This window comes from Altericroceibacterium xinjiangense (assembly GCF_003958635.1).
Lineage (GTDB): Bacteria > Pseudomonadota > Alphaproteobacteria > Sphingomonadales > Sphingomonadaceae > Altericroceibacterium_A > Altericroceibacterium_A xinjiangense.
In genome coordinates this window covers 12,185-38,945 of the sequence record NZ_RSEK01000006.1, presented here as the reverse complement: position 1 = coordinate 38,945, position 26,761 = coordinate 12,185, and the positions used below count along the sequence as shown (strand labels likewise).

General features: G+C 64.9%; 27 protein-coding genes. 12 read left to right on the top strand and 15 right to left on the bottom strand.

Annotation, left to right across the window (positions count from 1 at the left end; translation table 11 throughout):
* The first annotated feature begins 54 nt into the window (after positions 1-54).
* The 4 genes from ELY13_RS08560 to ELY13_RS08545 all read left to right on the top strand — a co-directional run bounded on the left by ELY13_RS08560 (position 55) and on the right by ELY13_RS08545 (position 4,266).
* Positions 55-1,164, top strand: coding sequence for an ATP phosphoribosyltransferase regulatory subunit (locus tag ELY13_RS08560; RefSeq protein ID WP_126173495.1), 1,110 nt, complete (start codon positions 55-57; stop codon positions 1,162-1,164).
* 305 nt (positions 1,165-1,469) lie between these two features.
* A complete protein-coding gene (locus ELY13_RS08555; protein ID WP_241233606.1) occupies positions 1,470-1,835 on the top strand; it encodes a septal ring lytic transglycosylase RlpA family protein in 366 nt (121 codons plus the stop codon).
* Positions 1,836-1,953: 118 nt separating this feature from the next.
* Positions 1,954-3,243 carry an adenylosuccinate synthase gene (locus ELY13_RS08550; RefSeq protein ID WP_126173493.1) on the top strand — a complete coding sequence of 430 codons (1,290 nt, stop codon included), beginning with the start codon at positions 1,954-1,956 and terminating at the stop codon, positions 3,241-3,243.
* A 72-nt stretch (positions 3,244-3,315) separates the two neighbouring features.
* The gene (locus ELY13_RS08545) at positions 3,316-4,266 is read left to right on the top strand and encodes a helix-turn-helix domain-containing protein (RefSeq protein WP_241233605.1); all 951 of its coding nucleotides are present in this window, start codon (positions 3,316-3,318) and stop codon (positions 4,264-4,266) included.
* 22 nt (positions 4,267-4,288) lie between these two features.
* Here the strand turns inward: ELY13_RS08545 and ELY13_RS08540 are convergent, their stop codons facing one another.
* The gene (locus ELY13_RS08540; RefSeq protein WP_206436018.1) at positions 4,289-4,981 is read right to left on the bottom strand and encodes an SOS response-associated peptidase; all 693 of its coding nucleotides are present in this window, start codon (positions 4,979-4,981) and stop codon (positions 4,289-4,291) included.
* Here ELY13_RS08540 and ELY13_RS08535 point away from each other — a divergent pair.
* On the top strand, positions 4,953-5,450 hold the full coding sequence (locus tag ELY13_RS08535; protein ID WP_206436017.1) for a gluconokinase: 498 nt from the start codon (positions 4,953-4,955) through the stop codon (positions 5,448-5,450). The two genes, ELY13_RS08540 and ELY13_RS08535, sit on opposite strands and share 29 nt — an antisense overlap.
* On the opposite strand, the gene ELY13_RS08530 is transcribed toward ELY13_RS08535, so the two are convergent.
* Genes ELY13_RS08530 through gltX form a run of 4 tightly spaced genes read right to left on the bottom strand, consistent with a single transcriptional unit; the run spans position 5,431 to position 10,059 of the window.
* Complete coding sequence (locus ELY13_RS08530) at positions 5,431-7,059, bottom strand: alpha-amylase family glycosyl hydrolase (RefSeq protein WP_126173490.1); 1,629 nt, start codon at positions 7,057-7,059, stop codon at positions 5,431-5,433. The genes ELY13_RS08535 and ELY13_RS08530 overlap by 20 nt on opposite strands.
* Before the next feature lie 50 nt (positions 7,060-7,109).
* Complete coding sequence (locus tag ELY13_RS08525) at positions 7,110-7,310, bottom strand: hypothetical protein (RefSeq protein ID WP_126173489.1); 201 nt, start codon at positions 7,308-7,310, stop codon at positions 7,110-7,112.
* 5 nt (positions 7,311-7,315) lie between these two features.
* A complete protein-coding gene (locus ELY13_RS08520; protein ID WP_126173488.1) occupies positions 7,316-8,602 on the bottom strand; it encodes a citrate synthase in 1,287 nt (428 codons plus the stop codon).
* A gap of 11 nt (positions 8,603-8,613) precedes the next feature.
* Positions 8,614-10,059: a glutamate--tRNA ligase gene (gene gltX, locus ELY13_RS08515; RefSeq protein ID WP_126173487.1), complete on the bottom strand. Its 1,446-nt coding sequence runs from the start codon at positions 10,057-10,059 to the stop codon at positions 8,614-8,616.
* Positions 10,060-10,087: 28 nt separating this feature from the next.
* On the opposite strand from gltX, the gene ELY13_RS08510 reads away from it, so the two are divergent.
* A complete protein-coding gene (locus tag ELY13_RS08510; protein WP_126173486.1) occupies positions 10,088-12,247 on the top strand; it encodes a ComEC/Rec2 family competence protein in 2,160 nt (719 codons plus the stop codon).
* Between the two features lie 26 nt (positions 12,248-12,273).
* Here ELY13_RS08510 and lexA read toward each other — a convergent pair whose 3' ends face one another.
* The 9 genes from lexA to ELY13_RS08465 all read right to left on the bottom strand — a co-directional run bounded on the left by lexA (position 12,274) and on the right by ELY13_RS08465 (position 21,337).
* Positions 12,274-12,951, bottom strand: a complete 678-nt coding sequence (gene lexA / locus ELY13_RS08505) for a transcriptional repressor LexA (RefSeq protein ID WP_126173485.1) — start codon at positions 12,949-12,951, stop codon at positions 12,274-12,276.
* Between the two features lie 68 nt (positions 12,952-13,019).
* A complete protein-coding gene (locus ELY13_RS08500) occupies positions 13,020-14,225 on the bottom strand; it encodes a molybdopterin molybdotransferase MoeA (RefSeq protein WP_126173484.1) in 1,206 nt (401 codons plus the stop codon).
* Complete coding sequence (moaC, locus tag ELY13_RS08495; RefSeq protein WP_126173483.1) at positions 14,212-14,694, bottom strand: cyclic pyranopterin monophosphate synthase MoaC; 483 nt, start codon at positions 14,692-14,694, stop codon at positions 14,212-14,214. Before moaC ends, ELY13_RS08500 begins: the two co-directional genes overlap by 14 nt.
* On the bottom strand, positions 14,691-15,476 hold the full coding sequence (gene trpC, locus ELY13_RS08490) for an indole-3-glycerol phosphate synthase TrpC (RefSeq protein ID WP_126173482.1): 786 nt from the start codon (positions 15,474-15,476) through the stop codon (positions 14,691-14,693). Before trpC ends, moaC begins: the two co-directional genes overlap by 4 nt.
* 4 nt (positions 15,477-15,480) lie before the next feature.
* Positions 15,481-16,473 (bottom strand): anthranilate phosphoribosyltransferase, encoded by a 993-nt coding sequence (trpD, locus tag ELY13_RS08485; protein ID WP_126173481.1) that lies wholly within the window; start codon positions 16,471-16,473, stop codon positions 15,481-15,483.
* Positions 16,470-17,069 carry an anthranilate synthase component II gene (locus ELY13_RS08480; protein ID WP_126173480.1) on the bottom strand — a complete coding sequence of 200 codons (600 nt, stop codon included), beginning with the start codon at positions 17,067-17,069 and terminating at the stop codon, positions 16,470-16,472. Before ELY13_RS08480 ends, trpD begins: the two co-directional genes overlap by 4 nt.
* Positions 17,066-17,863: a phosphodiester glycosidase family protein gene (locus ELY13_RS08475; protein WP_126173479.1), complete on the bottom strand. Its 798-nt coding sequence runs from the start codon at positions 17,861-17,863 to the stop codon at positions 17,066-17,068. Before ELY13_RS08475 ends, ELY13_RS08480 begins: the two co-directional genes overlap by 4 nt.
* On the bottom strand, positions 17,860-19,374 hold the full coding sequence (gene trpE, locus ELY13_RS08470; RefSeq protein WP_126173478.1) for an anthranilate synthase component I: 1,515 nt from the start codon (positions 19,372-19,374) through the stop codon (positions 17,860-17,862). Before trpE ends, ELY13_RS08475 begins: the two co-directional genes overlap by 4 nt.
* 25 nt (positions 19,375-19,399) lie before the next feature.
* The gene (locus ELY13_RS08465; protein ID WP_126173477.1) at positions 19,400-21,337 is read right to left on the bottom strand and encodes a peptidylprolyl isomerase; all 1,938 of its coding nucleotides are present in this window, start codon (positions 21,335-21,337) and stop codon (positions 19,400-19,402) included.
* Positions 21,338-21,542: 205 nt separating this feature from the next.
* Between ELY13_RS08465 and tpiA the strand changes: the two genes are divergently transcribed.
* From tpiA to ELY13_RS08450, 3 genes are all read left to right on the top strand, one after another.
* Positions 21,543-22,301 (top strand): triose-phosphate isomerase, encoded by a 759-nt coding sequence (tpiA, locus tag ELY13_RS08460; protein WP_126173476.1) that lies wholly within the window; start codon positions 21,543-21,545, stop codon positions 22,299-22,301.
* A 71-nt stretch (positions 22,302-22,372) separates the two neighbouring features.
* Entirely contained in the window at positions 22,373-22,753 is a 381-nt protein-coding gene (gene secG, locus ELY13_RS08455; RefSeq protein WP_126173475.1) for a preprotein translocase subunit SecG, read from the top strand.
* 104 nt (positions 22,754-22,857) lie between these two features.
* Positions 22,858-24,495 carry a CTP synthase gene (locus ELY13_RS08450; RefSeq protein WP_126173474.1) on the top strand — a complete coding sequence of 546 codons (1,638 nt, stop codon included), beginning with the start codon at positions 22,858-22,860 and terminating at the stop codon, positions 24,493-24,495.
* A 53-nt stretch (positions 24,496-24,548) separates the two neighbouring features.
* Here the strand turns inward: ELY13_RS08450 and ELY13_RS08445 are convergent, their stop codons facing one another.
* Positions 24,549-25,034 (bottom strand): Hsp20 family protein, encoded by a 486-nt coding sequence (locus ELY13_RS08445; protein ID WP_126173473.1) that lies wholly within the window; start codon positions 25,032-25,034, stop codon positions 24,549-24,551.
* 162 nt (positions 25,035-25,196) lie between these two features.
* On the opposite strand from ELY13_RS08445, the gene grxC reads away from it, so the two are divergent.
* The 3 genes from grxC to ELY13_RS08430 are packed head-to-tail and all read left to right on the top strand — an operon-like array spanning position 25,197 to position 26,761.
* On the top strand, positions 25,197-25,460 hold the full coding sequence (gene grxC / locus ELY13_RS15350) for a glutaredoxin 3 (RefSeq protein ID WP_277600647.1): 264 nt from the start codon (positions 25,197-25,199) through the stop codon (positions 25,458-25,460).
* A 12-nt stretch (positions 25,461-25,472) separates the two neighbouring features.
* Positions 25,473-26,297, top strand: a complete 825-nt coding sequence (locus ELY13_RS08435; RefSeq protein ID WP_126173471.1) for a carbon-nitrogen hydrolase family protein — start codon at positions 25,473-25,475, stop codon at positions 26,295-26,297.
* Complete coding sequence (locus ELY13_RS08430) at positions 26,294-26,761, top strand: DUF1178 family protein (RefSeq protein WP_126173470.1); 468 nt, start codon at positions 26,294-26,296, stop codon at positions 26,759-26,761. The genes ELY13_RS08435 and ELY13_RS08430 overlap by 4 nt, the downstream gene beginning before the upstream one ends.

Genomic DNA, 26,761 nt, shown 5'->3' with positions numbered 1-26,761 from the left:
CGGCCACGGATTCCTGCTTTCGCGGGAATGGGGATGTGAGATAGGGGAGCCGCCATGATCGATCCGACCTGCAATCTCCTGCCCGAAGGTCTAGAAGACCGGCTGCCTCCCGATGCGTCCGCGCTAGCGCGGATTGAGCGCGGGATGCTGGAAGTCATGGACGCTCACGGCTACGATTTCGTGCGCCCGCCGCTGATCGAATTCGAAAAGTCGATGGCGATGCGGATGGAAGGGGTCCAGCCGCGCCGGATGTTCCGGTTCGTCGATCCCCGTAGCCTGCGCACGCTGGCGCTGCGGTCGGATATTACCGTTCAGGTTGGCCGGATCGCTGCGACCGGCCTTGCGTCGGCCCCGCGGCCCCTGCGGCTGTGTTATTCCGGGCCGGTGGTGCGGATCACGGGGGATACGCTCGATCCCCGGCGGGAAAGCCTGCAGATCGGCGCCGAGTTGATCGGCAGCGACAGCGTGGCCGCTGCGGCAGAGATCGTCAGCGTCGCGGTTGAAGCGCTGTCGCGGGCAGGAGCTACCCGAATCTCGGTCGATTTCACTCTGCCGGACCTAGTCGATACGTTGGCTGCGGAGGCGCTGCCGCTGGCACCGGAGCAGATAGAAGACGTCCGGCGAGAGCTTGATGGCAAGGATGTCGGCGGTCTGAAAGCCGTCGGCGGAGAAGCCTATCTGCCGCTGCTCTATGCCACCGGCCCCTTTGAGGATGCGATCCGGCGGCTGAGCGAAGTGGGCGCGGGGGGCGCGCTCGACAGCCGGATAGAAGGACTCCAGCAGATTGCGGCAAGGATCGGGGACGGAGTGCGGCTGACGCTGGACCCGACGGAGCGGCACGGGTTCGAATACCAGAGCTGGTTCGGCTTCATGCTTTACGCCGAAGGCGTGCGCGGCGCGCTTGGTCGCGGCGGAACATATCATATCCGGGGCGCGGATGAGCCGGCGACCGGGTTCTCCCTGTTTCCCGATCCGCTGGTTGAAGCGATGACGGTATCGGAATCCCGGCCTTCGGTGTTCCTTCCCCTCGGTCATGATGTGGCAGCGGCCGCCGCCTTGCGCGGCAAGGGCTGGCGCACCGTGGCGGCTCTTTCAGAGCGCGAGTATCCCGCTGAACTCGGCTGCACGCATTGCCTGCAAGATGCACAAGCGGTGAAGCTATAGAATTTGTAGGCAGCCTGATCCAACAACTTGGATGATGCAGCATCAAAGACTTCTAAGATGTTGAGAACAGGTCTTAATTCGGAACCAATAGATGATATAAACGTACCATTAACATGGGTACTTTATATTTCAATGATACTGAACACGATCTAAGTCATTCTAGGCTTCCCAGCCGACGAGAACGGCTTCGCGCTTATGTAGCGCTGAAACAGCAGAGGGCATTTCTTTCTGCTGCCCTCGTCGTTCTCCTCCTGCTTTGTGCAATTCTCGCATTTACGACCATTCGGGCGGAATCGGAGCCTGAGGTGACCCCGCTTGGGCGCGGAATTGCCGGAGTGGCTCCGACGCTTGCGCCCGAGGTGGGCACGAGCGCCGAACGAAGCATCGGGCAGGGCGAGGCGAGCTATTACGGCGAAGAACTGGCCGGAAATCCGACTGCGAGCGGCGAGCCGTTCAATCCGAACCACCTGACTGCAGCGCACCGGTCGCTGCCGATGGGCAGCAAGTTGCGCGTGACCAATGTCCGCACAGGCGACGCCGTGGTGGTGCGAGTCAATGACCGCGGTCCTTATGTCGGTCGGCGCGTGATCGACTTGTCCAAGGCCGCCGCGCGAGAGGTCGGAATCCTGAACAGCGGAACCGGGCGCGTGCAGCTCGCTCTCGTAAGCTGAGCCATCGGCCTTCCAAGGTTTTCTGCGAATTGATCCACCCCTTTGCGTACCGGCTCAGGTTGCTCTGCTCTTCAGGTTTCTCTAGTGCGCGGCAGGTTTCCCGGAAGAAAGCAGTGCAATGGCCAATGTGACCGTGATTGGCGCCCAGTGGGGCGATGAAGGCAAAGGCAAGATCGTCGACTGGCTTGCAAGCCGCGCCAATGTCGTCGTCCGCTTCCAGGGCGGACACAACGCCGGGCATACGCTGGTGGTCGGGGACACCACCTACAAGCTGAGCTTGCTGCCGTCCGGCATCGTCACCGGCACCTTGTCCCTGATCGGCAACGGCGTCGTGCTCGATCCCTGGGCGTTGCGGGACGAGATTACCCGGCTCGAAGGGCAGGGGGTCTCGATCGGTCCCGACAACTTCGGCATCGCGGACAACTGCCCGCTGATCCTGCCGCTGCACCGGGAGCTCGATTCCCTGCGGGAGGCGGCGGCCGGCAAGGGCAAGATCGGCACCACCGGGCGCGGCATCGGACCGGCGTACGAGGACAAGGTTGGCCGCCGGGCAATCCGCGTGTGCGACTTGGCCCATCTCGAAACGCTCGACCCGCAGCTCGATCGCTTGTTTGCCCACCATGATGCCCTGCGCGCCGGCTTCGACCAGCCGCCGCTCGATCGGGCGGAACTGCTGGAGCAGTTGCGCCAGATCGCCCCGTTCGTGCAGCAGTTCGCCCAGCCTGTGTGGAAGCGGTTGCGCGATGCGAAGCGGGACGGCGCGCGCATTCTGTTCGAAGGCGCGCAAGGCGTGCTGCTTGATGTGGATCACGGGACATATCCTTTCGTCACCAGCTCCAACACCGTCAGCGGGACGGTTGCCTCCGGCTCCGGAATGGGGCCGAACGCGGCCGGTTTCGTACTGGGGATCGTCAAGGCATACACCACGCGTGTTGGTTCCGGCCCGTTCCCGACGGAGCTTGAGGATGAGACCGGCGAGTTGCTGGGCCGCAGAGGGCATGAATTCGGCACCGTCACCGCGCGCAAGCGGCGCTGCGGCTGGTTCGACGCGGTAATCGTGCGGCAAAGCTGTGCGATCTCGGGTGTGACCGGCATCGCCCTGACCAAGCTGGACGTACTGGATGGCTTCGAGACAATCCGGATCTGCACCGGATATCGTCTGAACGGGGAAATCATCGATTATCTCCCCTCCAACGCCGCGGCGCAGGCAGCGGTTGAGCCCGTCTACGAAGAAATGGCCGGCTGGAGCGAGACAACCGCCGGAGCGCGCAGCTGGGCCGAGCTTCCCGCTCAGGCGGTCAAGTACATCCGCCGCATCGAGGAATTGATCGAATGCCCGGTTGCCAGCGTCTCGACTAGTCCGGAGCGCGACGACACGATCCTGGTGCGCGATCCGTTTGCCGATTGACAGTTTGGGCACAAACGGCAGAATTCCTTCGAACGACGGGGTTCAGGCGAATTGGTGAAGGGAAGTCCACCGGTGGCTAACGCGGATTTCGAGTATGCACCTGCCAATTCCGGTCGCGGTGCCCGGCTGGACGCTTCCGTCTTTTCCGACCGTCGCCTGATGCTGGCCGAACTGGCTGAGGATCTCGAGGCAGCGGGGGTGGACGTGCGCGTCTCAGGTCCCGTTTCTACCCTGATGCAGGGCGAGGGGCGCCTGACCGGTGAGCTTGTCGTGTTCGACTGCCCGGAAGCCGATGAAGCCACTTTGTCCGCCCTGACCCGGCTGGACACGGAAGTCGCGCGGACGGGTGCGGAGCTGATCGTCTGCACCACCATTGCTGCGCTGGACGACGTGTACCCGTGCTTCGGACGGACCAAACCCCAGATACTGGTCGATGCGCGGCGGGCAGAACGAGCGGTCGCCATCGGCCAGGTGCTGGCTCGTGCGTCCGGTGCGCGGGTGCGGGAACTCTCACAGGAAGATCGCCTGACCCTAATGCGCTTGTTCGAGCAAGTCGGCCATATTGCCGACCGGCTGGAAAAGATTGGCCCCTACGACGCAGTGCAGGCGGCGGTGGTGGAACGGCCGGACGATGAGCCGGTTGCCGAGCCGGAAGCCAAGCGGGGCCGCGCCGAACTGCCCGACGCACGCCTGATCCGGCGCATTATCCGCCAGCGCCAGTTGCGCTCGCGGTACTTCGATGCGAACCTGTTCGCCGACCCCGCGTGGGACATGCTGCTGGACCTGACAGCTGCCCGGGTCGAAGATACCCGCGTTTCGGTGACGTCGCTTTGCATCGCCAGTGGGGTGCCGCCGACCACAGCGTTGCGCTGGATTACCCAGATGACCCAGACGGGCCTGCTGGAACGAGTCGAGGACGCGAGCGACAAGCGCCGCGCCTTCATCCAGCTGACCGACACCGCAGCCGATGCGATGATCAGCTATTTCGCAGAGATCGGGCAGGGCGCGGCGCGCTTGCTGTAATCCCGCCGCAGGGAGCTTTACCTTACTTCGCGAGGTCACGCAGGCGCTCAGGCGGGGGATCGGCTCCTTCACGCGCCAGCGTTACCTGCAGGCTCCCTTCCGGAAGCGGCTTCAGGATTTCCGCCTCGGGCCGGTCGAGATAGAGCCAGTGGGCCCAGTCCTGCGGCGGCAGGATTACCACCTGTCGGTCATGAAACGGCTTCACGTCCCGGCCGGGAGAGGTGGTCAGAATGGTGAAGCGGCGTTCCCTGTCGTCTTCTTCCCGCCACAAGCCGGCCATCGCCAGAACCGGGCTGCCCTTGAGCGCGAAGCGCCACTTGTTCTTGGGGGACTTTGCACCGGTGAATTCGAAGAACGCCGAAGCCGGGACAAGACAGCGCTTGCTGTTGGCGAACGTGCGCCCCTCGGATCGGAAGTTGAATACGGGAGACCGACCGGCGCGCGCGGGTAAGAAACTCCAGCGCATCGGCACCAGGTCCACCGCGTTCCCGGTCGCAACCATGACCGGAGCTTCGTTGTTGATCCGGACGTCCTCCGCCGGGGGGAGCTGGCCGGGGCCCGCTGCCGTCTTCATGCCCAACTCGGCGGCGGCGACCGCCTTGCAATATTGCTCCCAATCGATCTGACGTTCATAGTCGTTGCACATGAACAACGAACGGCGAAGTGCGGCTTGGGCTCCTGAGCCATTGGAGAAGTCGGTACCGATCGTCGTCATTGGACCGAGCGGGAACGGCAAGTCCACGCTCGGGCTCGCCCTGGCTCAGGCGCTTGGACGCGAATTTCTGGAAGGCGATTTGCTGCACCCGGCCGCCAACATCGCCAAGATGGGGCGGGGGGAGGCGCTGACGGATGAAGACCGCCGCCCGTTTCTCAACGCTGTCGGGCGGCTGCTCGCCGAGGCCGAGGGAGGGATAGTCGCCAGCTGTTCGGCTTTACGCCGATCCTACCGCGACCGGTTGCGCGGGTTCGTGCCGGACGCGCTGTTCGTCTGGCCGAACGTGCCGCCGGAGGAACTGCGACGTCGCGTTTCAGCGCGCAGGAACCACTTCATGCCGCCAGCCCTGCTCGCCAGCCAGCTCGCCACGTTCGACCCTCCGGAGAGAGACGAACAGGCGATCGAGGTTGACGGCCGGCTCCCGGTCGCTGAGCAAGTCCGCTTCCTGCTCAGCCGTCTGCAGCCCTGACAACCAGCCCCTCGTTTCCGGGCAGTTGGTCGGGGACAGGTCCTCCATTGGCGCCCGTGGATGCGCGCAGCAGCACCTCCCCGCGGGCGAACCGGTCGGGCAGGTCCAGCGGCGCGGACTCCGCCGACAGGTTGAGCAAGACTGCAAGGTTTTCTCCGCGCCGGTAGGCCAGCACGGGGGCTGCTGAATCCATCCGGGTGTAGGCACCCTGCCGCAACTCCTCCTCCCGCTTCCGCAAGCCGAGAAGCTCCCGGTGGAGCGCCAGCATGGAGCATGGATCGTCCTGTTCGGTGTCGACGTTGCAGGTGGCAAGGTCATTCGTCAGCGGCAGCCACGGCTCTACGGTGCTGAAACCCCCGTGCGGACCGGCAGACCACTGCATCGGTGTGCGGGCCCGATCCCGGTTGAAGCTGGCTTCGGGTTCGTTCTTCGCCCAGGGGTCCTGAATCCGATCCGCCGGGATATGCGCCTTCGCGATCCCGATCTCGTCCCCATAGTACAGCGTCGGCGTTCCGCGCAGGGTCAGCAGCAGCATGGCCGCAATGCGAGCCTGTTCTTCGCTGACGCGGTCGGCGATCCGCGGCTGGTCATGGTTGGACAGAACCCAATTCGGCCAGCCACCTTCCGGCAGCGCGGCTTCGTACTCATCGATCAGCGGCCCGATTACCTCGGTGCGCCACGGGGCGTTGATCAACTGGAAGTTGAAAGGCAGGTGCACTCCTTCGCCGTCTTCTCCGTAATAGGCCATCAGGCGATCGACCGGCAGGTAGATCTCGCCGATCAGCAGCCGTTCGGGATAGGAATCGATCACGTCCCGCAACTCCGCGATAATGTCGTGGATATGAGGCTGGTCGGCCGAATAGCGCTGGAGATACCGGTCTAGATCGCGCTGGCCCGGTTTCCAGGCAGGGTTGGGAGGATTGTCGCGGAACTGCGGGTCTTTCGCCAGGTGCCAGATCACATCGACCCGGAAACCGTCGACGCCCTTGTCCAGCCAGAAGCGCAGGACGTCGGCCATCGCTTTGCGAACTTGCGGATTGCGCCAGTTGAGATCTGGCTGCTCTTTCAGGAAGGCATGGTAATAATATTGGCCGGTCGCATCGTCGAAGGTCCAGCCGGAACCGCCGAAGTTGCTCATCCAGTTGTTCGGCGGACCGCCGTCGGGCGCAGGATCGCACCAGATGTACCAGTCCCGTTTCGGGTTATCCCGGCTGGACCGGCTTTCCTGAAACCACGCATGCTGGTCAGATGTGTGGTTCGGCACGAAATCGAGCAGCAGCTTCAGGCCCGCTGCGTGCGTATCGGCCAGCAGCGCGTCGAAATCCGCCATGGTGCCGAACAGCGGGTCAATCGCCCGGTAATCGGCCACGTCATATCCGAAGTCCGCCATCGGCGACTGGAAGATCGGAGACAGCCAGACCGCGTCCACCCCGAGATCCCGCAAGTACGGCAGCCGCTGGCGAATCCCCGCCAGATCGCCCACGCCGTCCTCATCCGTATCCTGGTATGAGCGGGGATAGATTTGATAGATCGTTGCGTCTTGCCACCAATGCGTCACGCCGTCCTCCTTTCTGAAAAGGACGAACGGCCCTGCGGCGCGAAAGTTCATTTACCGCCGCTGGCAGTGTGAACCGATCGAGACAAACGGCATCGACGCTTTCAGCGCCGGGGGCGGGCTACCCATATCAGGCTGAGCCCGATCAGAACGGCGATGGCGCCGTTAACCGCCCACTGCTGGTCCGCAAGCATGAAGCTTTCAGTTGGCCGCATCAGCAGCCCAAGGCCCTGCAGCGCCCAGATCCCGCCGAACAGGATCAGGAGCGCTCCGGCGAGGCCCAGCAGGACCCGGCCGAAGCGCATCCTTCTCAGCGCTTGTCCAGCGGAAGGTAGTCGCGCTCAGTCGGCCCGACATAGAGCTGCCGAGGACGGCCGATCACCTGGCCGGGATCGGAAATCATCTCGTTCCACTGCGCGACCCAGCCGACCGTGCGGGCCAGCGCGAACAGGGCGGTGAACATCGTGGTCGGGAAGCCGATCGCCGAGAGAATGACGCCGGAATAGAAGTCGACGTTGGGGAACAGCTTCTTTTCAGCGAAATAGTCATCCTGCAGCGCCATTTCTTCGAGCTGCAGGGCTACTTCGAACACAGGATCGGTAACGTTCAGCGCATCGAAGACTTCGCGCACAGTCTTCTGCATCACCGCTGCGCGCGGGTCGTAGTTCTTGTAGACGCGGTGACCGAAGCCCATCAGGCGGAACGGATCATTCTTGTCCTTTGCTCGCTCAATGTAATGCGGGATGCGATCAGGGGTGCCGATCTCGCGCAGCATGTTCAGCGCCGCTTCGTTGGCGCCGCCGTGTGCGGGCCCCCACAAGCAGGCGATTCCGGCTGCGATGCAGGCAAACGGGTTCGCGCCCGACGATCCAGCGAGCCGGACAGTCGAGGTGGAGGCGTTCTGTTCGTGGTCCGCGTGAAGGATGAAGATCCGGTCCAGCGCCCGCTCGACCGCCGGGTGTACTTCGTACGATTCCGCCGGAACGCCGAACGTCATTCGCAGGAAGTTGGCGGTATAGGACAGGGAATTATCCGGATAGAGGAACGGCTGGCCGACCGAATACTTGAACGCCATGGCCGCAATCGTGGGCATCTTGGCGATCAGCCGGTGGGAACTGATCTTGCGGTGTTCCGGGTCCGAAATGTCGGTGCTGTCATGATAAAACGCCGACAGCGCGCCAACCACGCCGCACATGATCGCCATGGGGTGCGCGTCGCGCCGGAACCCGCGGTAGAACTGGATCAGCTGCTCATGCAGCATAGTGTGGCGGGTGATCGTGTGGGTGAAGGTGTCCAGTTCGTCGCTTTTCGGGAGTTCCCCGTTCAGCAGCAGGTAGGCCACTTCCATGAAGCTGGAATTTTCGGCGAGCTGCCCGATCGGGTATCCGCGATGGAGCAGGACGCCTTCCTCGCCATCGATGTAGGTCAGCGCGCTCTCGCACGAGGCGGTCGCCTTGTAGCCTGGATCGTACGTGAACATCCCGGTCTTGCCGTACAGCTTCCGGATATCGACCACGTCCGGTCCGCAGCTTCCCTGCAGCACGGGGAGCTCATGTTCGCTGCCGGCAACGGTCAGCTTCGCCTGCTTGTCAGCCAAATGGAGTCTCCTCAATCTTTGTCTTCGTCAGGGTGCAGCGCCTGCGCGTCAATTCGCGCAAGACTTTCCTCCTTGCCGAGAAGGGCCAGCACGTCGAAAATGCCGGGCGAGGTTGTCTGCCCCGTAAGGGCCGCGCGCAAGGGCTGTGCCAGCTTTCCAAGGCCCAGCCCAAGTTCTTCTGCCATCTGCTTCAGATTGGACTCCAGGACGGCCGTTGTCCAGTCTCTTTCCTCATGCAGACGGGCGGAAACCCGCCCAAGAAGCCGCTTTGCGTCCTGCGTCAACAGCGCCTCGGCCTTCTCGGTCAGGGTCAGGGTCAGGGGGCGGGTGGCGAACAGGAAGTTCGCTCCTTCCGCCAGTTCATTGAGATCGTGCGCCCTTGTCTTCAGCACCGGCATGGCGCGGGCGAGCAGGGCGGTGTCCGCCTCCTCCCCGATCCGCGGCGCGACCAGATCCGCCAGCCGCGCATCGTCCGCTTCCCGGATGTAATGGGCGTTGAGGCTCAGAAGCTTCTTCATGTCGAAGCGCGACGGGCTTTTCCCGACATCCGCGATGTCGAACAGCGTGACGGCTTCGTCCTGAGTGAACTCCTCCCGGTCACCGTGCCCCCAGCCAAGCCGCAGGAGATAATTGAACAGCGCCTCGGGCAGGATGCCAAGCTCATCCCGGTAGGCATCGACGCCAAGGGCACCGTGCCGCTTTGACAGCTTGGCCCCGTCCGATCCGTGGATCAGCGGCACGTGGGCGTACTGCGGTTCCGGCCAGTCCATCGCCCGGATGATCGCAAGCTGGCGGAAAGCGTTGTTGAGGTGGTCGTCGCCGCGGATCACGTGGGTCACGCCCATGTCGTGATCGTCGACTACTACCGCGAGCATATATGTGGGGCTGCCATCGGAGCGGAGCAGTACGAGGTCGTCCAGTTCGCTGTTGCTGACCGCGACCCGGCCCTGCACCAGGTCCTCGATCACGGTCTCCCCTTCCTTGGGGGCTTTCAAACGGATCACGTAGGGGCGGTCTTGCGGACGATCCGCCGGGTCGCAGTCGCGCCATTCGCTGTCGATCCGGAACGGCCGCCGTTCGGCCTTCGCGCGCTCCCGCCGCTCAGCCAGTTCATCCTGGGTCAGGTAGCAGCGGTAGGCGGCGCCCTTTTCCAGCAACTGGTTCGCCACTTCGGCATGGCGCGCTTCGAAGTGGGACTGGAAATGGGTTTCGCCGTCGAAATCGAGCCCGAGCCAGTCCAGCCCGTCCAGGATCACGTCAATCGCTTCCTTGGTGGAGCGTTGCTTGTCGGTATCTTCGATCCGCAGCAGCGTCTTGCCGCCGAAATGGCGCGCATAAAGCCATGAGAACAAACCGGTGCGGGCGTTACCGATGTGCAGGAATCCGGTTGGTGAAGGCGCGAAGCGGGTGACGACTGGCTGGTTGCCGCCTGCCGAACCTTTGTCGCCGCTTGCCATTATCCTGCCGATCCTTTCCTATGCACCGATGGCCACGCGTCACCTGCCCACCGTGCCTCTGGGAGACTTGCCGGGCGGCGCCGCGCTGGTGCGTTCGCCTTGGCGAACCCGCGTCCGATTGTCCAGCTTGGGGGATGCGGCCGAGGCTTTTCTGGTTCGCGCCGGTTTCGATCGGGGGCCTTGGCTGGCGGTCGCGTTCGCGGCGGGGATTGCGCTGTGGTTTTGGCTCGGCTCGGCAACGGGATGGCTGATCGCTGCAGGATCGGGGCTGATCCTCGCCCTGGCAGCGGCGGGGCTGTGGCGTGAGGATTCGAACCGCAGTCACCTGCGCACGGCGGCGATCGCGGTGGGGCTGCTGGTCGCGGCCGGAGTGCTGACGGTCTGGAGCCGCTCCGCCCTGATCGGCGCGGAGCCGCTCGCTCGCCCGGTGATGGCGACGGTGCAGGGGCGGGTGCTGGAACGCAGCGAACAGCCTGCCGAGCAGCGTGTTCGCCTGGTGCTGGCGGCGCGGCTACCGGGGGATGCCCGTGCGGTGAAGCTGCGGGTCAACTTGCCGGAAGAACGGGACGATCCAGCCTTGCAGGAAGGCGCGGTGGTCCGGCTGCGGGCCAGGTTGATGCCGCCCGCGCCGCCCATGCTGCCTGGCGCCTACGATTTTGCGCGAACTGCCTGGTTCGCCGGTTACGCCGCTACCGGCAGCGTACTGGGCGAGGTAACGGTGATCGAGCGGGCAAGGGGCGAAGGGTTCGTCGGCCGCATCCAGCGCGGCCTTTCCGCCCACGTGCGTCAGCGGCTTGAGGGGACCGAGGGGGCAATTGCGGCAGCGTTCGCGAGCGGGGACCGCGGGGCCATTCCCGAAAGCGATCAGGTAGCGATGCGCGACGCTGGGCTCACTCACCTGCTGTCGATCAGCGGCCTGCATGTGAGCGCGGTCATTGCCGGGTGCTATGTGATCGTCCTGCGACTGCTGGCGCTGTGGCCCTGGCTCGCCTTGCGAGTCCGGCTGCCGCTGGCCGCGGCCGCGGCCGCAGCGCTGGCGGGGATTGGCTATACCCTGCTGACGGGGGCACAAGTGCCGACTGTCCGCAGCTGTGTCGGTGCGGTGCTCGTGCTCGGCGCGCTTGCCCTGGGCCGGGAGCCGTTGAGCTTGCGGATGGTCGCGGTGGCGGTCTTCTTCGTCCTGCTGCTGTGGCCGGAATCGCTGGTCGGTCCCAGCTTCCAGATGAGCTTTGCCGCGGTGATCGCGATCATCGCGCTGCACGGCAGCGCGCCGGTGCGGTCCTTTCTCGCCCCGCGTGAGGAAGCCTGGCTGGCGAAGGGCGCGCGGCGCGCAGCCATGCTGCTGCTGACCGGCCTCGTGATCGAAATCGCGCTGATGCCGATCGTGCTGTACCATTTCCATCGCGCCGGCGTGTACGGCGCACTGGCGAACGTGGTGGCGATCCCGCTGGTCACGTTCCTGTCGATGCCGCTGATCGCTTTGGCACTGGTGTTCGACATCGGAGGGCTGGGGGCGCCGTTCTGGTGGCTCGCGGGGCAGTCGCTCCGCGTCCTTTTGGCCCTTGCCCACTACACGGCGGGCCAGCCGGGAGCGGTCAAGCTGATGCCGCAGATGAGCGATCTCACGATAGCCTTGTTCGTCGCGGGCGGCCTGTGGCTGGCCCTGTGGCGCGGGAAGTTGCGATTGCTGGGTTTCTTGCCCGCTGGATTCGCGGCTGCGATGCTGTGGCTCACGCCGATTCCCGATCTACTGATCTCCGGTGACGGACGTCAGGTCGGGATCGCGGGAGAGGACGAGCGCCTGCTGGTGCTGCGGGACAGTCGCAGTGATTTCATGCGCGATAATTTGCTGCAGCTTGCCGGAAACGAAGCGGGGCTGGTGCCGCTGGCTCGCTGGTCCGGCGCACAGTGCAACCGCGATTTGTGCGCCATCGCGCTTGAACGCGGCGGGCGCGCATGGCGTATTCTGATGACCCGTAGCCGCGACCAGGTGGAGGAACACGCGCTTTCCGCCGCCTGCGGCCAGGCCGACATCGTGATCGCCGACCGCTGGTTGCCGCGCAGCTGCCGTCCGCGCTGGCTGAAGGCAGACCGGAAGATGCTGTCCAGAACTGGCGGGCTGGCAATCGACCTGGCGCGCCTCCGGGTCCGCACCGTAGGCGAAAGCCGGGGCGAACACGGTTGGTGACGTGCCCGGCCTTGGCTGAAGCGTTGTCAGTGGTAGCGGCGCAGCAGCCCCGCAAGCTTGCCTTGAACCTTCACTTCGTGCGGCAGGTAAACCTGCGGCAGGTAGGCGCCATTGGCCGGATCAAGCCGGACCATTCCGCCCTCATGCCGGAGATACTTCAGCGTAGCTTCCTCGTCGTGGACCAGCGCGACCACGATTTCGCCATCTCTCGCGGTGTCGGTGCGGCGGACCAGCGCATAATCGCCATCCAGAATTCCGGCCTCGACCATAGAATCGCCTGATACCTCGAGCGCGTAATGCTCCCCTGGGCCGAGCAGCGCCGCCGGAACCGGCAGGGTGCGGTCTTCCTCCAGCGCTTCGATCGGGACGCCGGCGGCGATCCGGCCGTGAAGCGGGATTTCGACAATGTCGTTCGCCGGGCGCGGCTTTGCACGGGCAACTGCGGTGGGAAGGGCAACCACATCCGCGGTCTTGCGCACCTGCGTGGTGTTTTCCGGCTGCCGCAGAACCTCCAGCGCGCGGGCCCGATTAGGCAGGCGGCGAATGAAACCACGTTCTTCCAGCGCGGAGATCAGCCGGTGAACCCCGGACTTGGAGCGCAGATCAAGCGCCTCCTTCATCTCCTCGAAGCTGGGAGAAATACCGGTTTCCTCCAGCTTGTACTGGATGAACTGCAGCAACTCGTGTTGTTTGGCGGTCAGCATCACGCCACTCCCTCAAAAGTTCCAATCGGGAACGAACACGGAACAATTATGCAACATGGGAGCGCTCGTCAAGCAATTCCGCCGTTTTGGAGCGGGTAGACCCTGACGGCGTCTCCCGGACCTGCTGCAGGGGCTCCAATCGGGCGCTCGATCAGCGCGTTTGCGCTCGCCAGCGCTCGTAAAGCACTGGAATCCTGTTCGGGAAGTGGTGCCACTTCAGTCCCGGACAGGATCGCCCGCCGCAGTTCGAGCCTGGGGCCACCGGCCGGGAGAGTGCCGGAAAGCGCCGCGACCCGCGCCCTCGGCAGCGATTCGCGTGTTCCTCCCAGCTTTCGGAGCAACGGGAGCAGGAACAGGAAGGCAGTGACGTACCCGGAAACCGGATTGCCCGGAAGGCCGAGCACCAGCGTGGATCCCTTCCGCGCAACCAGCAGCGGCTTTCCCGGCTTCATCGCCACGCGCCAGAAATCGATGTCTGCGCCCCACCGTTCAAGCGCCGGCCGGACGAGATCGTGATCGCCGACCGAGGCGCCGCCGCTCGTCACGATCACATTGGCATCGCCGGCAGCTTCCAACGCTTGCACCAGCGCCTCCAGCCGGTCTGCAACCGGACCGATCCGCGTGACCGTCCCGGCTAGCGGCGCGGCCATTGCGGCCAGCATCGCCCCGTTGCTGGCTGGGATCTGATGCGCCGCGCAGGCGGCGGGATCGGTCGACAATTCATCCCCGCTGTCGATGATCGCAACTCGGGGAAGTGCATGCACCGCCAGCTGCGCACGGCCAGCCCCGATCGAGAGCGCCAGTTGAGCCGGACCGATCCGCGTTCCGGCGGGCAGCAATTCATCCCCCGCGGCAAAGTCGAACCCGGCGCGGCGGATGTGAGCGGGGGTCGGCACCCCTTCGCCGTTGAGGCGGAGCCGGTCGCCCTCGCGCGCCGCGTTCTCCTGCAGCAAGACCGCGCCGGCACCGACGGGGAGCAGGGCGCCGGTGGAAATCCGTACCGCTTCCCCTGGGCTAAGCGTCCCGCCAAACGGATGTCCTGCGGCGGTTTCGCCTGCCACGACCCAAGGCCCGTGCAGATCGTCCGTCCGGACGGCGTAGCCATCCATCGCCGAAAGATCGGCCGCGGGCTGCGTGCGCCGGGCGATTAGCGGTTCGGCAAGCGTACGACCTACAGCTGTATCGATACCTACGTTTTCGGCCGCCAGCGGGTCTGCCAGTCCGAGCAGCCGCGCCTGTGCTTCCGCCAGCGGCAGGGGTTCAGGCAGGCTCATCGGCGGCGCGCCAGGTACCGGATTTCCCGCCGGTCTTTTCCAGGAGGCGAACGTGTTCGATCACCATGCCTTTGTCGATCGCCTTGGCCATGTCGTAGATCGTCAGCAAGGCGATCGAGGCAGCGGTCATTGCTTCCATTTCGATCCCGGTCTTGCCGGTCAGCGACGCGCGGGCCGTGACGCGCACGCCATCATCTTCGAAAGCGAAGTCGACCGATACGGATTCGAGCCCGAGCGGGTGGCACAGGGGGATCAGATCGCCGGTCCTCTTCGCCGCCATGATCCCGGCGATGCGGGCAGCGGCAAGCACATCCCCCTTCGGGACATCGCCTGTGCGGATCGCCGCGAGCGCATTCGCGGCCATCCGGATCCGTCCGGTAGCGGTGGCGGTGCGGGCGGTCTGCGCCTTCGCACCGACATCGACCATTCGCGCGTGCCCCTGATCGTCGAGGTGGGTGAGGCCGCTCATCCGTTCAGCAGCGTTTGGGTCGCGGCGCGCACGTCCGCCTGCCGCATCAGGCTTTCCCCGACAAGGAAGCAGCGGACGCCGGACGCGGCAAGCCGTTCAAGGTCCGCGTGGCTGTTGATCCCGCTTTCCGCCACCAGCAGAGTTCCTTCCGGCGCGAGCGGGGCAAGCCGCTCCGTCACCGCAAGATCGGTTACGAAGCGTTTCAGGTCGCGGTTGTTGACTCCGATGAGGCGCGACCGGAGCCGGGCGGCGCGCTCCATCTCGGCTTCGTTGTGGACTTCGACCAACACATCCATTCCGCGCTCGATCGCGGCGGCCTCGATCTCGGCCATCGTGTCGTCATCCAGTGCGGCAACGATAATCAGGATCGCATCGGCTCCGATCGCGCGCGCTTCGGCGACTTGCCAGGGATCGACCATGAAATCCTTGCGCAGCACCGGCAGGGCGCACGACGCGCGGGCATCCATCAGGTAATCCTCGTGCCCCTGAAAGTATGGAGCATCGGTCAGGACCGACAGGCAGGCCGCGCCGCCTTGCTGATAGGCCAAGGCATGTTCGGCAGGGCGGAAATCCGGCCGGATCAAGCCCTTGGACGGGGAAGCTTTCTTGATTTCGGCGATAAGGCCGAAGCCCTCGGCAGCCTTTTCCTCAAGCGCGCGGCGGAAACCGCGCGGCGGACTGGCTGTCCGGGCGCGGGCGTCGAGATCGTCCAGCGTGGCAGCGGCCTTGCGGGCGGTGACTTCCTGCCGCTTGGTGGCGCAAATTTCAGCAAGCTTGTCCATCGGCTTATCTAGCGGCCGCGATCCAGCAGTCGAGCAGGGCTTTTGCCAAACCCCTGTCGATCGCTTCTGCGGCTTCCTCAACTCCGTCGATCCAGTTTTCCACTTCGCCGGCAACGAGCAGCGCGCCCGCGGCGTTGAACAGCACCGCGTCGCGATAAGGTCCGGGCGCGCCCATCAGCAGGTCCTTCAGGGCCTGCGCGTTGTACTTCGCGTCACCGCCGCGGATCGCCTCAACCGGTGCATGGAGGAGGCCCGCGGCTGCGGCGTCGATCCGCTTCATCTCGAAATCGTGCTGGCGTACCTCGGCAAGCTCATTGCCTCCGGCAAGGCTGAGCTCATCCAGACCTTCGTCTCCCGACACGATCAGCGCGTGTCCGGTGCCGAGCCGGGCCAGCGCGTCGGCGTAGATCGGCACGTAGGCAGGCCGGGCGATCCCGATCAGCTGGCTTTCCACCCCGGCGGGATTGGCGAGCGGGCCCATCAGGTTGAAAATCGTCCGGCGGCCGATAGACTTACGGATCGGCTGGATGCGCGCCATCGCCGGATGGTGGTTCTGCGCGAACAGGAAACAGATGCCGATCTCGCGCAGCGTCCGCTCCGCCGTGCGCCCGGCCGCTTCCATGTCGAGCCCGAGCGCCTCGAGCGTATCGGCTGCCCCCGCCTTTGACGAAGCCGCACGGTTGCCGTGCTTGGCGACTGGAACCCCGCACGCGGCGACCACCAGGCTGACGGCCGTCGAGACGTTGAGCGTATGGTGCCCATCACCGCCGGTGCCGCAGACGTCGATCGCGTTTGCGGGCGCCTCGATCGGGATCAGGCGGAGGCGCATCGCGCGGGCGGCGCCTGCAATCTCGGCCGCGGTCTCGCCCCTGTCCGACAGCCCGGTCAGGAATGCGGAGATATCCTCGTCCGCACACTGGCCGTCGAGCATCGCGCCGAAGGCTGCTTCGGCTTCCTCTTCCGTCAGGTGCGGGTCGACAGGTGGAAGGCGAGTCACGCCGGGACTTTCGCCTGGATGCCGCATAGCTCCACGAAATTGGCCAGCAGGGCGTGCCCGTGCTCGGTCGCGATGCTTTCCGGGTGGAACTGCACGCCGTGGATCGGCAGGTCGTGGTGGTGGAAGCCCATCGCGCATGTGCCATCCAGCCCGGGCGTTTCGCTTTCCGCGTTGATCGCCAGGCAATCCGGAATGTTCTCGACGATCAGCGAATGATAGCGCGTGGCGAGGAACGGGGAGGGAAGTCCGGCAAACACTCCGCTGCCGTCATGCGTTACGGGGCTGGTCTTGCCGTGCATCAGCCCGCCGCGCACCACTTTGCCGCCGAAGTGCTGCCCGATCGCCTGATGGCCAAGGCACACGCCGAGCAGCGGCCGGGCGGCGTCGGCGCAGGCCGCCACAAGCTCCAGGCTCACCCCCGCTTCGTTCGGCGTGCAAGGGCCGGGCGAAATCAGGAAGCCTTTTGCGCCGCTTGCAAGCGCTTCGGCCGCGCTGATCGCGTCGTTGCGCACCACCTCCACTTTGGCGCCCAATTCCATCAGGTAATGGACGAGGTTGAAGGTAAAGCTGTCGTAGTTGTCGATAACAAGGATCATGGCGCCGCCTTTTCTGATCCGCCTGTCGCGCGATTTTCCACCACGATCAAGGGGCCGAGGTCGGGCCCTCCGTCGATCCGCCCCCGGCCAGCGTCCCACAATTGCGAGACGCTGCCGTCGAGGAACAGCGCGTTCGGGGTTTTCAGCACGTCGCGATAATAGCGGGCGAGCTTCCCGAAGGAGAGCGGGGCTTCCGAAATCACGAAATGCGCCCGTCCTTCCGCATCGACGCCCACAGCGTTGCGGATCTTCAGCGATTCGCCATCATGGGCGATAGCCGGATGCAAATTTCCGTCGATCACCAGCATTGGGCCGGACTGCGTGGCGAACTCCGGGCGCGTGGTGACATTATCCGCGAAATCGTCCGCCGTGCCGACGTGCCATTCGCTGCCGGACCCGTAGAACACCCCGTTTGGCAGCAAGTGGAAATTCCCTGCGCCTTCATTCCGGTTGAGCGTGTGCAGGCGCTCTCCCCGTTCGACATAGTAGCCGATCGGCTGGCCTTGCTCGTCGAACATGCCCGCGTTCATCGCGAACGCCACCGGCGCGCTGTCGCGGCTTTCGGCATAGCGGGCGAGACTGCGCCAGGGCGGACCTTCCTCGGGAGCGAGAACGGTGGTGATCCGATGCCGCGCCGGGTCAGCGACGCAGTGCGTCAGCGGAGTCTGTTCGAATACCGCAGGCTCGCAGGCGGAGGAGGAGATCGTCTCAGCATCGGCGGAACTGGTGCCGGTCTCCGCCGAGCATGCTGGAAGCGCAAGCAAGGCGAGCAGCCCGAAGGCTGCGCGCTTCACTGTCCGAAATCCGGCTCGGCGGCGATCCGGGCAGCTTCACGGGCAGCGGCGATTAGGGCGCCGGCCTTGTGCTGGCATTCCTGCTGCTCATACTCCGGGTTGCTGTCGGCGACGATTCCCGCGCCCGCTTGTACGTGCATGACGCCATCCTTGAGAACGGCGGTCCGCAGCACAATGCAGCTGTCGACCGAGCCGTCCGGCGCAAAATAGCCGACGCCGCCCGCATACGGACCGCGCGTTTCCGGCTCCAGTTCGGCAATGATCTGGCAGGCGCGGATCTTGGGCGCGCCGGACACCGTACCTGCCGGAAAGCCTGCGAACAGCGCATCGAGCGCATCCTTGTCCGGAGCGAGGCGGCCGACGACGTTGCTGACGATGTGCATCACGTGGCTGTAGCGCTCAATCGTGAAACTGGCGGTTACCTTGACGCTGTCCGAGCTCGCTACCCGGCCCACATCGTTGCGCCCGAGATCGAGCAGCATCAGATGCTCGGCCCGTTCCTTCGGATCGGCGAGCAGACTGATCTCCGCCTCGCGGTCTTCCTCTTCCGTCTTCCCGCGCGGGCGGGTTCCGGCAATCGGGCGGATCGTGACGTCGCCATCGCGGACGCGGACGAGGATTTCGGGACTGGAGCCGACCACCGCAAATCCCGGCAGGTCGAGGAAATAGAGGAACGGAGAAGGATTCACGCGGCGCAATGCGCGGTAAAGCGCCAACGGCGGCAGCGGAAACGGACACGTGAAGCGCTGCGCCAGCACGACCTGGAAGATGTCGCCTGCCTCGATGTACTCCTTCGCCTTCAGCACCATCGCGCTGTAGTCCGCGCTGTCCATTGCCGGGGTCAGGGCCATGTCTGGCATCGAGGAGACGCGCGGGGCCTGCGGCACCGGGCCGCCCAGCGTGCGCAGGGCCTGGTCGATCCGTTCCCCGGCGCGCTCGATGGCGCGGGCAGGATCGGTTCCGTCAGGCCAGACCGGGGCGATGCAGAACAATTCGTCGGTCAGGCCATCGAATACGAGGATCAGCGTCGGGCGGACGAACAGCATGTCCGGCAGGTCGAGCGCACTTTGCGGCGCGCGAGGCAGCTTTTCGACCAGCCCGATCGTCTCGTACCCGAAATAGCCGACAAGGCACGCGAGCGCCGGGGGCAGGGCTTTTGGCACGTCGATCCGGCATTCACCGACGAGCGCCCGCAATTCGGAAAGGCTGTCGCTTGCCAGCGGCCGAAATGCCTCCCGGTCATGCTGCCAGTCACGGTTGACTGCGCAGTCTCCACCGGTGCCGCGAAACACGAGATCGGGATCGATCCCCAACAAGCTGTAGCGGCCGCGGATTTCTCCACCTTCGACCGATTCGAGCAGGAAATCGCCGCGTCCCGACTCGATCAGCTTCAGCGCGGCGCCGACCGGAGTTTCGGTATCGGCGACGAGCTTGCGCCAGACGAGGGCCGGCTGACCCGCGGCCAGCAGGGCGCGGGCTTCGCCTGCATTTTCGAGCGCGTCGAACGGCATCGGAGCTGAGGGAGCCTGGTTCAGCTTAGCCCCCGATGCTGCCGGCAAGCTCGGCCTTCACGGCGGCGATCGCGTCCTCGTTCCGCTCGATGCCGACGTGGCGCTGGGCGGCCGTAACGAACTGCTGCGAGTATTCGTCGGCTGCCGCGCTGCCGAGCTGCTGCCGAGTGGACGCGATCAGCGGATCGTCGGCGGACAGGGCGCCGACTTCGATATCCTCAAGCTCGGCCACGAGCCAGCCATTCCGGCCCGGTGCGGCAAGACGCTTCACCGTGCCTTCGGCCATGCTGAAGAACAAGGCGAGGGCGGGTGGAACCTGTCCGGCCTGCGCCAGCTCCTCACGGCTCATGCTGATGGAGTCGGGGGCGGGAAGGGACACCTTCTCGGCACGGATGGCTTCGGCGAGAGACGCGCCCTTGGCCACTCGCTCCATGACCCGCCGCGCAGCTTGCCCGGCTGCCTCAAACCCCTGATCGCGCCGCCAGGCCTGCACCACGTCGTCACGAATTTCGCCGAGCGGCGCCGCGGCCGAAGGCGTCACCTGGGCTACGTCGTAGACAAGGTAGGTCTGGCCGGGGACGACTTCGGCCACTTGCGGCTGGCCTTCCTCCATCTGGAACGCGGTGGCGACGGCCGGCTGCAGCACTTCCGGTGCGGTTGCTTCGGGATCGCCATACACGCGCCCTTCGGCGGTCAGCGGCCGAGTGGTCTGGACTTCGGCGCCCAGTTCCTGCGCAACTTCGGACAAGGTGCGTCCTTCGTCGATTTCTTCCTCAATCCTTGCGCCGAGATCTGCCAGCGCAGCGCGGCGCTGTTCCTCCGTCAGAGCCTGCGTGATCTCCCCCCGCACCTGATCGAGCGTGCGAGCAGGCGTGCGGTCGATTGCGTTGACCTTCAGCACATACCAGCCGAGCCCACCGCGCAGCGGCTGCACGATTGCGCCCTGATCGGCAGCAAAGGCGGCTTGGGCCGCGGCGGCGGAGCTCTGGTTGGCAAGCTCGTTCTGCGTGACCGGCCCGATTTCGGCCGTGGCCAGCCCGCGTGCACTGGCGGCGGCGGGAAGCGAGGTGCCGGACCGGACCTGCGTCACGATCTGCTGCGCGACGTCCTGGCTCGGCACGACCAGCTGGGTGAAGCTGCGGGCCTCCCTTGCGCCGTACTGTGCCTGGTCGCGCTGGAAGCGCTCGGCGATTTGCGCCTCGCTCGGTGCGGCTCGGCCGCCCAGCGAATCGATACCGAAAGTGGCGTACCGGATCACGCGCCTTTCGGGGCGGATATAGTTGTCCCGGCTGACGGCGTAATAGGCCTGAAGCTGCTGGTCCGTCGGTGCGCCTTGAGGGGCGAAGGCCGCGCTGGGCAGGGCGGCGATCGCTCCCTGGCGCCGCTCCTTCAACAAAGCGGCATAACGGCGCGCGGCGGCATCGGGATATTTTGCCCCTTCGACCACCGGCGTGATCAGCTGCTGTGCGACCAGTCCCGAAGAAATATCGCTGCGGACTACGGCCTCGGTCAGCCCGCGCTGGCGCAGCGCGCTGCGGAACAGGTTTTCGTCGAACGTTCCGTCCGGTCCTCGAAAAGCGGGGATCTTGACGATCTCGCTGTCGACCAGCCGATCTCCGGCGCGCAGCCCGTACTCCTTGCCGAACTGGGCGATCGCGGCGCGCTGCACCATCTGGTTGAGCACGTCCTCGACCCCGCCCTGGGCAATAAAGGCTTCCATCGTCAGGGTGGGGTTCTGCTCACGCAGCGAGTCGAAGCGGCTGCGCACGTTCATCGACAAATCGCCGGTCGTGATCGTCTCGTCGCCTACCACCGCCACGCGGTCTCCGCCGGCGACACCGCCGAACATGCTGCCGCCCGCTACGTCCGCGCTGGCGAAAGCGAGGGCGATCAGGACGAGAAATCCGAGCGTGAAGACCACGCCCAGCTTGGAGTTGAAGAAACTTCGGAACAGCTGCAGCATGAGATCGCTTCGACTAAGGCGGGGGCACGGAGGATGCGCCCCTTTTCGCGCGGGGCCTTATCTCCCATGCGCCTTGGCCGCAACAGTTGAGCGTGTCCTTGCGCGTTTCATAAAAAGCGCCTTTGACAAGAGTTCTCCAGCCGATTAGCGGGCGGCGACCTTTAAGACCGACAATTGTCGGCAAAGCAGGACTAATCGGAAATCAATGGTGAAGCGTCCCTATATCGTCGGCAACTGGAAGATGAACGGAACGCGCGCCATGCTGACCGAGGCGCGCGCCATCAATCGCGCTGCGGAGCGGCTGGTGAAGGTGGAAGTGGCTCTCGCGCCGCCGTTCACCCTCATACAGCCCATCTGCAAGGAAGCAGGATTGATCGGCGTGGGCGCGCAGGATTGCCATGCGGCCGAAGGCGGCGCCCACACGGGTGACGTTTCCGCCTCGATGCTGAAGGATGCCGGGGCCGGCTTCGTGATCGTCGGGCACAGCGAACGGCGCGCAGACCACAACGAAAGCGACGCTGACGTCAAGGCAAAGGCCGAAGCCGCGTTGGCCGCCGGGCTGTTCACGATCGTCTGCGTCGGTGAGACCGAAACCGAACGTGACGCCGGACAGGCCGAAGCTGTCGTCGCCCGGCAGCTGGAAGGCTCCCTGCCGCACGGCGCCAACGCGCCGGAAAAGGTGACCGTGGCCTATGAGCCGGTCTGGGCAATCGGCACCGGCCGCACGCCGACGGTCGATGACGTTTCGGCGATGCACAACGCGATCAGGGCCAAGCTTGGCGAAGTCTACGGCGAAGACGGCGCGGAAATCCGCATTCTGTACGGCGGATCGGTGAAGCCGGACAACGCGGCTGAGCTGCTGCGGGCGGACAACGTCGGCGGCGCCCTGGTCGGCGGTGCCAGCCTGAGTGCGGAAAGCTTCGTCGGCATCATCGTGGCCGCGGCGGAGATTGCGGAGAGCTGAGCTTGTCCCGCGGTACTGGCATCGCTATCTCGCCTTCAAGCTGACCGTTTTTCCGCAAGAGTTCCTGAATCATGTCGCTTTTCGTGTTCCTAACAGTGGTCCAAGCGATCGTCGCAGCCGCGCTTGTGGGCGTGATCCTGATGCAGCGTTCGGAAGGTGGCGGGCTTGGCGTCGGCGGAGGCGGGAGCCCGGGCGGACTGATGTCGGCGCGCGGGGCGGCCGATTTCCTGACCCGCACCACCAAGATCCTGGCGATTGCGTTCGTGTCCCTGTCGATCATCCTGGCGGCCGTGGCCGTGGATGCGACCTCCAGTCGCGCGATCGACGACACGCTGGATCGTACCGCGATCCCTGTCCAGACCGTTCCCGGCCAGGTTCCGGCGGTTGGAGCAGACGGAGTGCCGGCTGCGCCGGTGCAGAACGACGATCCGCTCGCCGGGGTGGCGCAGTAGTCCAGCCTTGATCCAGGTTATCCGGCGCACCGCCTGATCAATTGCGCGGTTCGTCCTCAAGCGGCTTGCGTTCACGGCAGGCTTGCGCGTAAGGCCCAAATCCCATGGCGCGGTATATATTCATCACCGGCGGCGTGGTCTCTTCGCTTGGCAAAGGACTGATGGCGGCAAGTCTTGCTGCCCTCCTCCAGGCGCGTGGCTACAAGGTCCGCATTCGGAAGTTCGACCCTTACCTCAACGTCGATCCGGGGACGATGAGTCCCTATCAGCACGGCGAAGTCTACGTCACCGACGACGGGGCGGAGACCGACCTCGATCTTGGTCACTATGAGCGGTTCACCGGGGTTTCCGCCCGGCAGAGCGACAACATCACCTCGGGCCGGATTTACCAGCAGATCATCGCCAAGGAACGTCGCGGGGATTATCTCGGCGCGACCGTGCAGGTGATCCCGCACGTTACCGACATGATCAAGGAGTTCGCGCTGGCGGACCCGGATGATCACGATTTCATCCTGTGCGAGATCGGCGGCACGGTCGGCGATATCGAGAGCCTGCCATTCATCGAGGCGATCCGCCAGATGCGCAACGAGCTCGGACCGGACCGGACCGCCGTCGTCCATGTGACGCTGGTGCCGTATATTTCGGCGGCGGGCGAACTGAAAACCAAGCCGACGCAGCATTCGGTGCGCGAACTGACCAGTCTCGGCGTTCAGCCCGACTTGCTGCTTTGCCGCTGCGAACATCCGCTACCGGAAAGCGAGCGGGCCAAGATCGCCCTGTTCTGCAATGTCCGCAAGGAAGCGGTGATCCAGGCGCTTGACGCCAGCAGCATCTACGCGGTGCCGCTGCAGTACCATGCCGAAGGGCTCGATGCCGAAGTCCTGCGTCACTTCCGTCTGGAAAAGGACCCGGCGCCCAATCTTGGCCGCTGGGCCGACATTGTCGATCGTCACAACAACCCGGAAGGGGAAGTGACGGTGGCCGTGGTCGGCAAGTACGTCGGCTTGCCGGATGCCTACAAGTCGCTGAACGAGGCGCTGGTCCACGGTGCGATGGCCAACCGGGTGAAGGTCAACATCCGCTGGATCGATTCCGAAATCTTCGAGCAGGACGACGCGGACATCGCGGCCCAGCTTGAGCCGATGCACGCGATCCTTGTGCCCGGCGGGTTCGGTTCGCGCGGATCGGAAGGCAAGATCGCCAGCGTGCGCTTTGCCCGGGAACACAAGGTGCCGTTCTTCGGCATCTGCCTTGGGATGCAGATGGCCTGCGTCGAAGCAGCCCGGCACACCTCAGGCATTTCCGCAGCTTCATCCAGTGAGTTTGGTCCGACCGATCAGCCGATCGTGGGCATCATCACCGAATGGATGAGCAAGGAAGGGCTGCAGCAGCGCGGGGCGGATTCCGACCTTGGCGGCACCATGCGGCTGGGCGCCTACGAAGCCAGGCTTGCTGGCAACAGCCACGTTTCCACGATGTACGGCGGGGCGGAGCGGATCATGGAACGCCATCGCCACCGGTATGAGGTTAACGTCGCCTACCGTGACGCGCTGGAGAAGGGCGGACTCGTCTTTTCCGGCATGTCGCCCGATGGCCTGTTGCCCGAAATTGTCGAGCGCCCGGACCATCCGTGGTTCATCGGGGTGCAGTTCCATCCGGAGCTGAAGAGCAAGCCCTTCGATCCGCATCCGCTGTTTGCGGGGTTTATTGCGGCGGCCGTGGACCAGTCCCGGCTCGTCTGACGCGAAAGGGGCGGAACCCTGTAGGTTCCGCCCCTCGAGCTGCACCGATACGGTCAGGCCGCCCTGGACTTGCTGGCTGTGGAGTCAGCGTCCTTCTGGTCGACGATCTGCAGCTTGCCCTGATCGCCGATCTTGATCTTCTTCGGCTTCATCGCCTCAGGAACCTCGCGCACGAGATCGATGGACAGCAGGCCATCGGTGAGCTCCGCGGCTTCCACGCGGACGAAGTCGGCCAGTTCAAACCGCCGTTCGAATCCCCGATTTGCGATGCCGACGTGGAGCATGTCGCCCTGGCTCTCTTCCTCGCGCTTGCGGCCGTGGATGACCAGCAGGTTCTGCTGCGCGGTGATCTCGAGATCGTCGGGGCGAAAACCCGCGACGGCCAGCGTGATCCGGTAGCTATCCTCACCCCGGCGTTCGATGTTGAACGGGGGGTAGTTGTCGACAGGAGTGTTGCGGACCTGGTTTTCAAGCAGATCGAACAAATGGTCGAATCCAACCGTGGAACGGCGATAGGGGGTAAAATCGAAACGAGTCATGACGAAACAAATCCTCCTTTGAGCAATTTGAATCATGAGACCCGGAAAAAGCCCGGCGTCTCATCGCCGCCTGCCCAGTTGGCACAGGCTGGCACGGACCAGATATGTAACAGAAAAGCGCCGTTCAAGAGGTCCAGGGCGCTGGTTCAGAAGGAAACACGCGTGAGCACGCCCAAGGTTGAAATCTTCTCGAAGTTCGGATGCGGCTACTGCTCCCGGGCCAGGCACATGCTGGACAGCAAGGGCGTGGCTTACGAGGATTACGATGTGACAATGGGCGGCTCGAAGAAGGCTGAAATGCTGGAGCGCAATCCGAACGCGCGCACCGTGCCGCAGATATTCATCGACGGAAAGCTGATCGGTGGGTCCGACGATCTTGCCCGGCTGGATCGCGAAGGCAAGCTGGACAGCCTGCTCGGCCTTTGACAAGGCGCGGGCATGACCTGCGTTGCCCTTCTCCAGATGACCGCCGGAATCGATCCGGCGGAGAATGCCCGCTCCCTCATCCGCGGGATCGAGGACGCGGGCAAGGGCGGCGCGGCGATGCTGTTTACTCCGGAGATGTCCGGTCTGCTCGACCGTGACCGCGCACGTGCGGTCCAGCACGTCGTGACGGAAGCGGACAACCCGGTGCTTGCCGCCGTTCGGGAAGCGGCCCGGGTGAACGGTGTCTGGGTCGCGCTAGGATCGTTGGCGGTTGCACGCGAGGACGGACGCTGGGCCAACCGGTCCTTCGTGATCGATGCGGAGGGTGCGATCACTGCCCGCTATGACAAGATCCACATGTTCGACGTGGAACTGGCGACGGGAGAAACCTGGCGGGAATCCGCAGCCTATGCGCCGGGAGACCGCGTCGTTACCGCACAAACGCCGGTTGGCCGACTGGGGCTTTCGGTTTGCTATGATATCCGGTTTCCGGCCTTGTTCGAGGAACTGGGCCGTCAGCGCTGCGACGCCATCGCCATCCCGGCGGCCTTCACCGTGCCGACCGGAAAGGCGCATTGGCACCTGCTGCAGCGTGCGCGGGCGATTGAGGCGAGCGCCTATGTTATCGCCGCCGCGCAGGCTGGCGAGCACCAGGATGGGCGGAGCACTTTCGGCCATTCGCTGGTGGTCGATCCCTGGGGTGAGGTCCTGCTCGACATGGGGGATGCGCCGGGTCTCGGGTTCGCCCAGATTGAAGCCTCCCGGCTCGCCGAAGTCCGCGCGCAACTGCCGAGTCTTGCCAACCGGCGGGCGATCGCTCAGTCGCGACCAGCATGATCGTTTACGACCTCTCCTGTCACAGCGGCCATCGATTCGAAGGCTGGTTCGGATCATCCCGGGATTTCTCCGCTCAGCTGGAGCGGGGCCTCGTGTCGTGTCCGGAATGCGGTTCGCTGGAAGTGGGAAAAGCACCAATGGCTCCCGCGGTCGGCCGCAAGGGCAATCAGCGCGCGGACCTGCCCGTTCCGGCCGAAACCCGGCCGGTTGCCAACCATCCAATGCCCGCCCAGCTGGCGGAGGCGCTCACGCGGCTTGCCGCCGCGCAGGCCGAAGCGCTGAAATCGTCGAAATGGGTCGGCACCGACTTCGCCGAAGCCACGCGTGCCATGCATTACGGCGAACAAGAGGCAGAGGCCATTCATGGACAGGCCAGCGTGGAAGAAGCGCAGGAACTGGTCGAGGAAGGCATCCCCGTCGCGCCGCTACCCTTTCCGGTCGCGCCGCCCGAAGATCTCAATTGA

Bases quoted from the DNA above. Each gene is read 5' to 3' on its own strand.
- ELY13_RS08560 (WP_126173495.1), top strand. From the start codon at position 55: ATGATCGATCCGACCTGCAATCTCCTGCCCGAAGGTCTAGAAGACCGG.
- ELY13_RS08550 (WP_126173493.1), top strand. From the start codon at position 1,954: ATGGCCAATGTGACCGTGATTGGCGCCCAGTGGGGCGATGAAGGCAAA.
- ELY13_RS08540 (WP_206436018.1), bottom strand. From the start codon at position 4,981: ATGACGACGATCGGTACCGACTTCTCCAATGGCTCAGGAGCCCAAGCC.
- ELY13_RS08530 (WP_126173490.1), bottom strand. From the start codon at position 7,059: ATGAACTTTCGCGCCGCAGGGCCGTTCGTCCTTTTCAGAAAGGAGGAC.
- ELY13_RS08525 (WP_126173489.1), bottom strand. From the start codon at position 7,310: ATGCGCTTCGGCCGGGTCCTGCTGGGCCTCGCCGGAGCGCTCCTGATC.
- gltX (WP_126173487.1), bottom strand. From the start codon at position 10,059: ATGGCAAGCGGCGACAAAGGTTCGGCAGGCGGCAACCAGCCAGTCGTC.
- ELY13_RS08510 (WP_126173486.1), top strand. From the start codon at position 10,088: ATGGCCACGCGTCACCTGCCCACCGTGCCTCTGGGAGACTTGCCGGGC.
- lexA (WP_126173485.1), bottom strand. From the start codon at position 12,951: ATGCTGACCGCCAAACAACACGAGTTGCTGCAGTTCATCCAGTACAAG.
- ELY13_RS08500 (WP_126173484.1), bottom strand. From the start codon at position 14,225: ATGAGCCTGCCTGAACCCCTGCCGCTGGCGGAAGCACAGGCGCGGCTG.
- moaC (WP_126173483.1), bottom strand. From the start codon at position 14,694: ATGAGCGGCCTCACCCACCTCGACGATCAGGGGCACGCGCGAATGGTC.
- trpC (WP_126173482.1), bottom strand. From the start codon at position 15,476: ATGGACAAGCTTGCTGAAATTTGCGCCACCAAGCGGCAGGAAGTCACC.
- ELY13_RS08480 (WP_126173480.1), bottom strand. From the start codon at position 17,069: ATGATCCTTGTTATCGACAACTACGACAGCTTTACCTTCAACCTCGTC.
- trpE (WP_126173478.1), bottom strand. From the start codon at position 19,374: ATGCCGTTCGACGCGCTCGAAAATGCAGGCGAAGCCCGCGCCCTGCTG.
- ELY13_RS08465 (WP_126173477.1), bottom strand. From the start codon at position 21,337: ATGCTGCAGCTGTTCCGAAGTTTCTTCAACTCCAAGCTGGGCGTGGTC.
- tpiA (WP_126173476.1), top strand. From the start codon at position 21,543: ATGGTGAAGCGTCCCTATATCGTCGGCAACTGGAAGATGAACGGAACG.
- secG (WP_126173475.1), top strand. From the start codon at position 22,373: ATGTCGCTTTTCGTGTTCCTAACAGTGGTCCAAGCGATCGTCGCAGCC.
- ELY13_RS08450 (WP_126173474.1), top strand. From the start codon at position 22,858: ATGGCGCGGTATATATTCATCACCGGCGGCGTGGTCTCTTCGCTTGGC.
- ELY13_RS08445 (WP_126173473.1), bottom strand. From the start codon at position 25,034: ATGACTCGTTTCGATTTTACCCCCTATCGCCGTTCCACGGTTGGATTC.
- ELY13_RS08435 (WP_126173471.1), top strand. From the start codon at position 25,473: ATGACCTGCGTTGCCCTTCTCCAGATGACCGCCGGAATCGATCCGGCG.
- ELY13_RS08430 (WP_126173470.1), top strand. From the start codon at position 26,294: ATGATCGTTTACGACCTCTCCTGTCACAGCGGCCATCGATTCGAAGGC.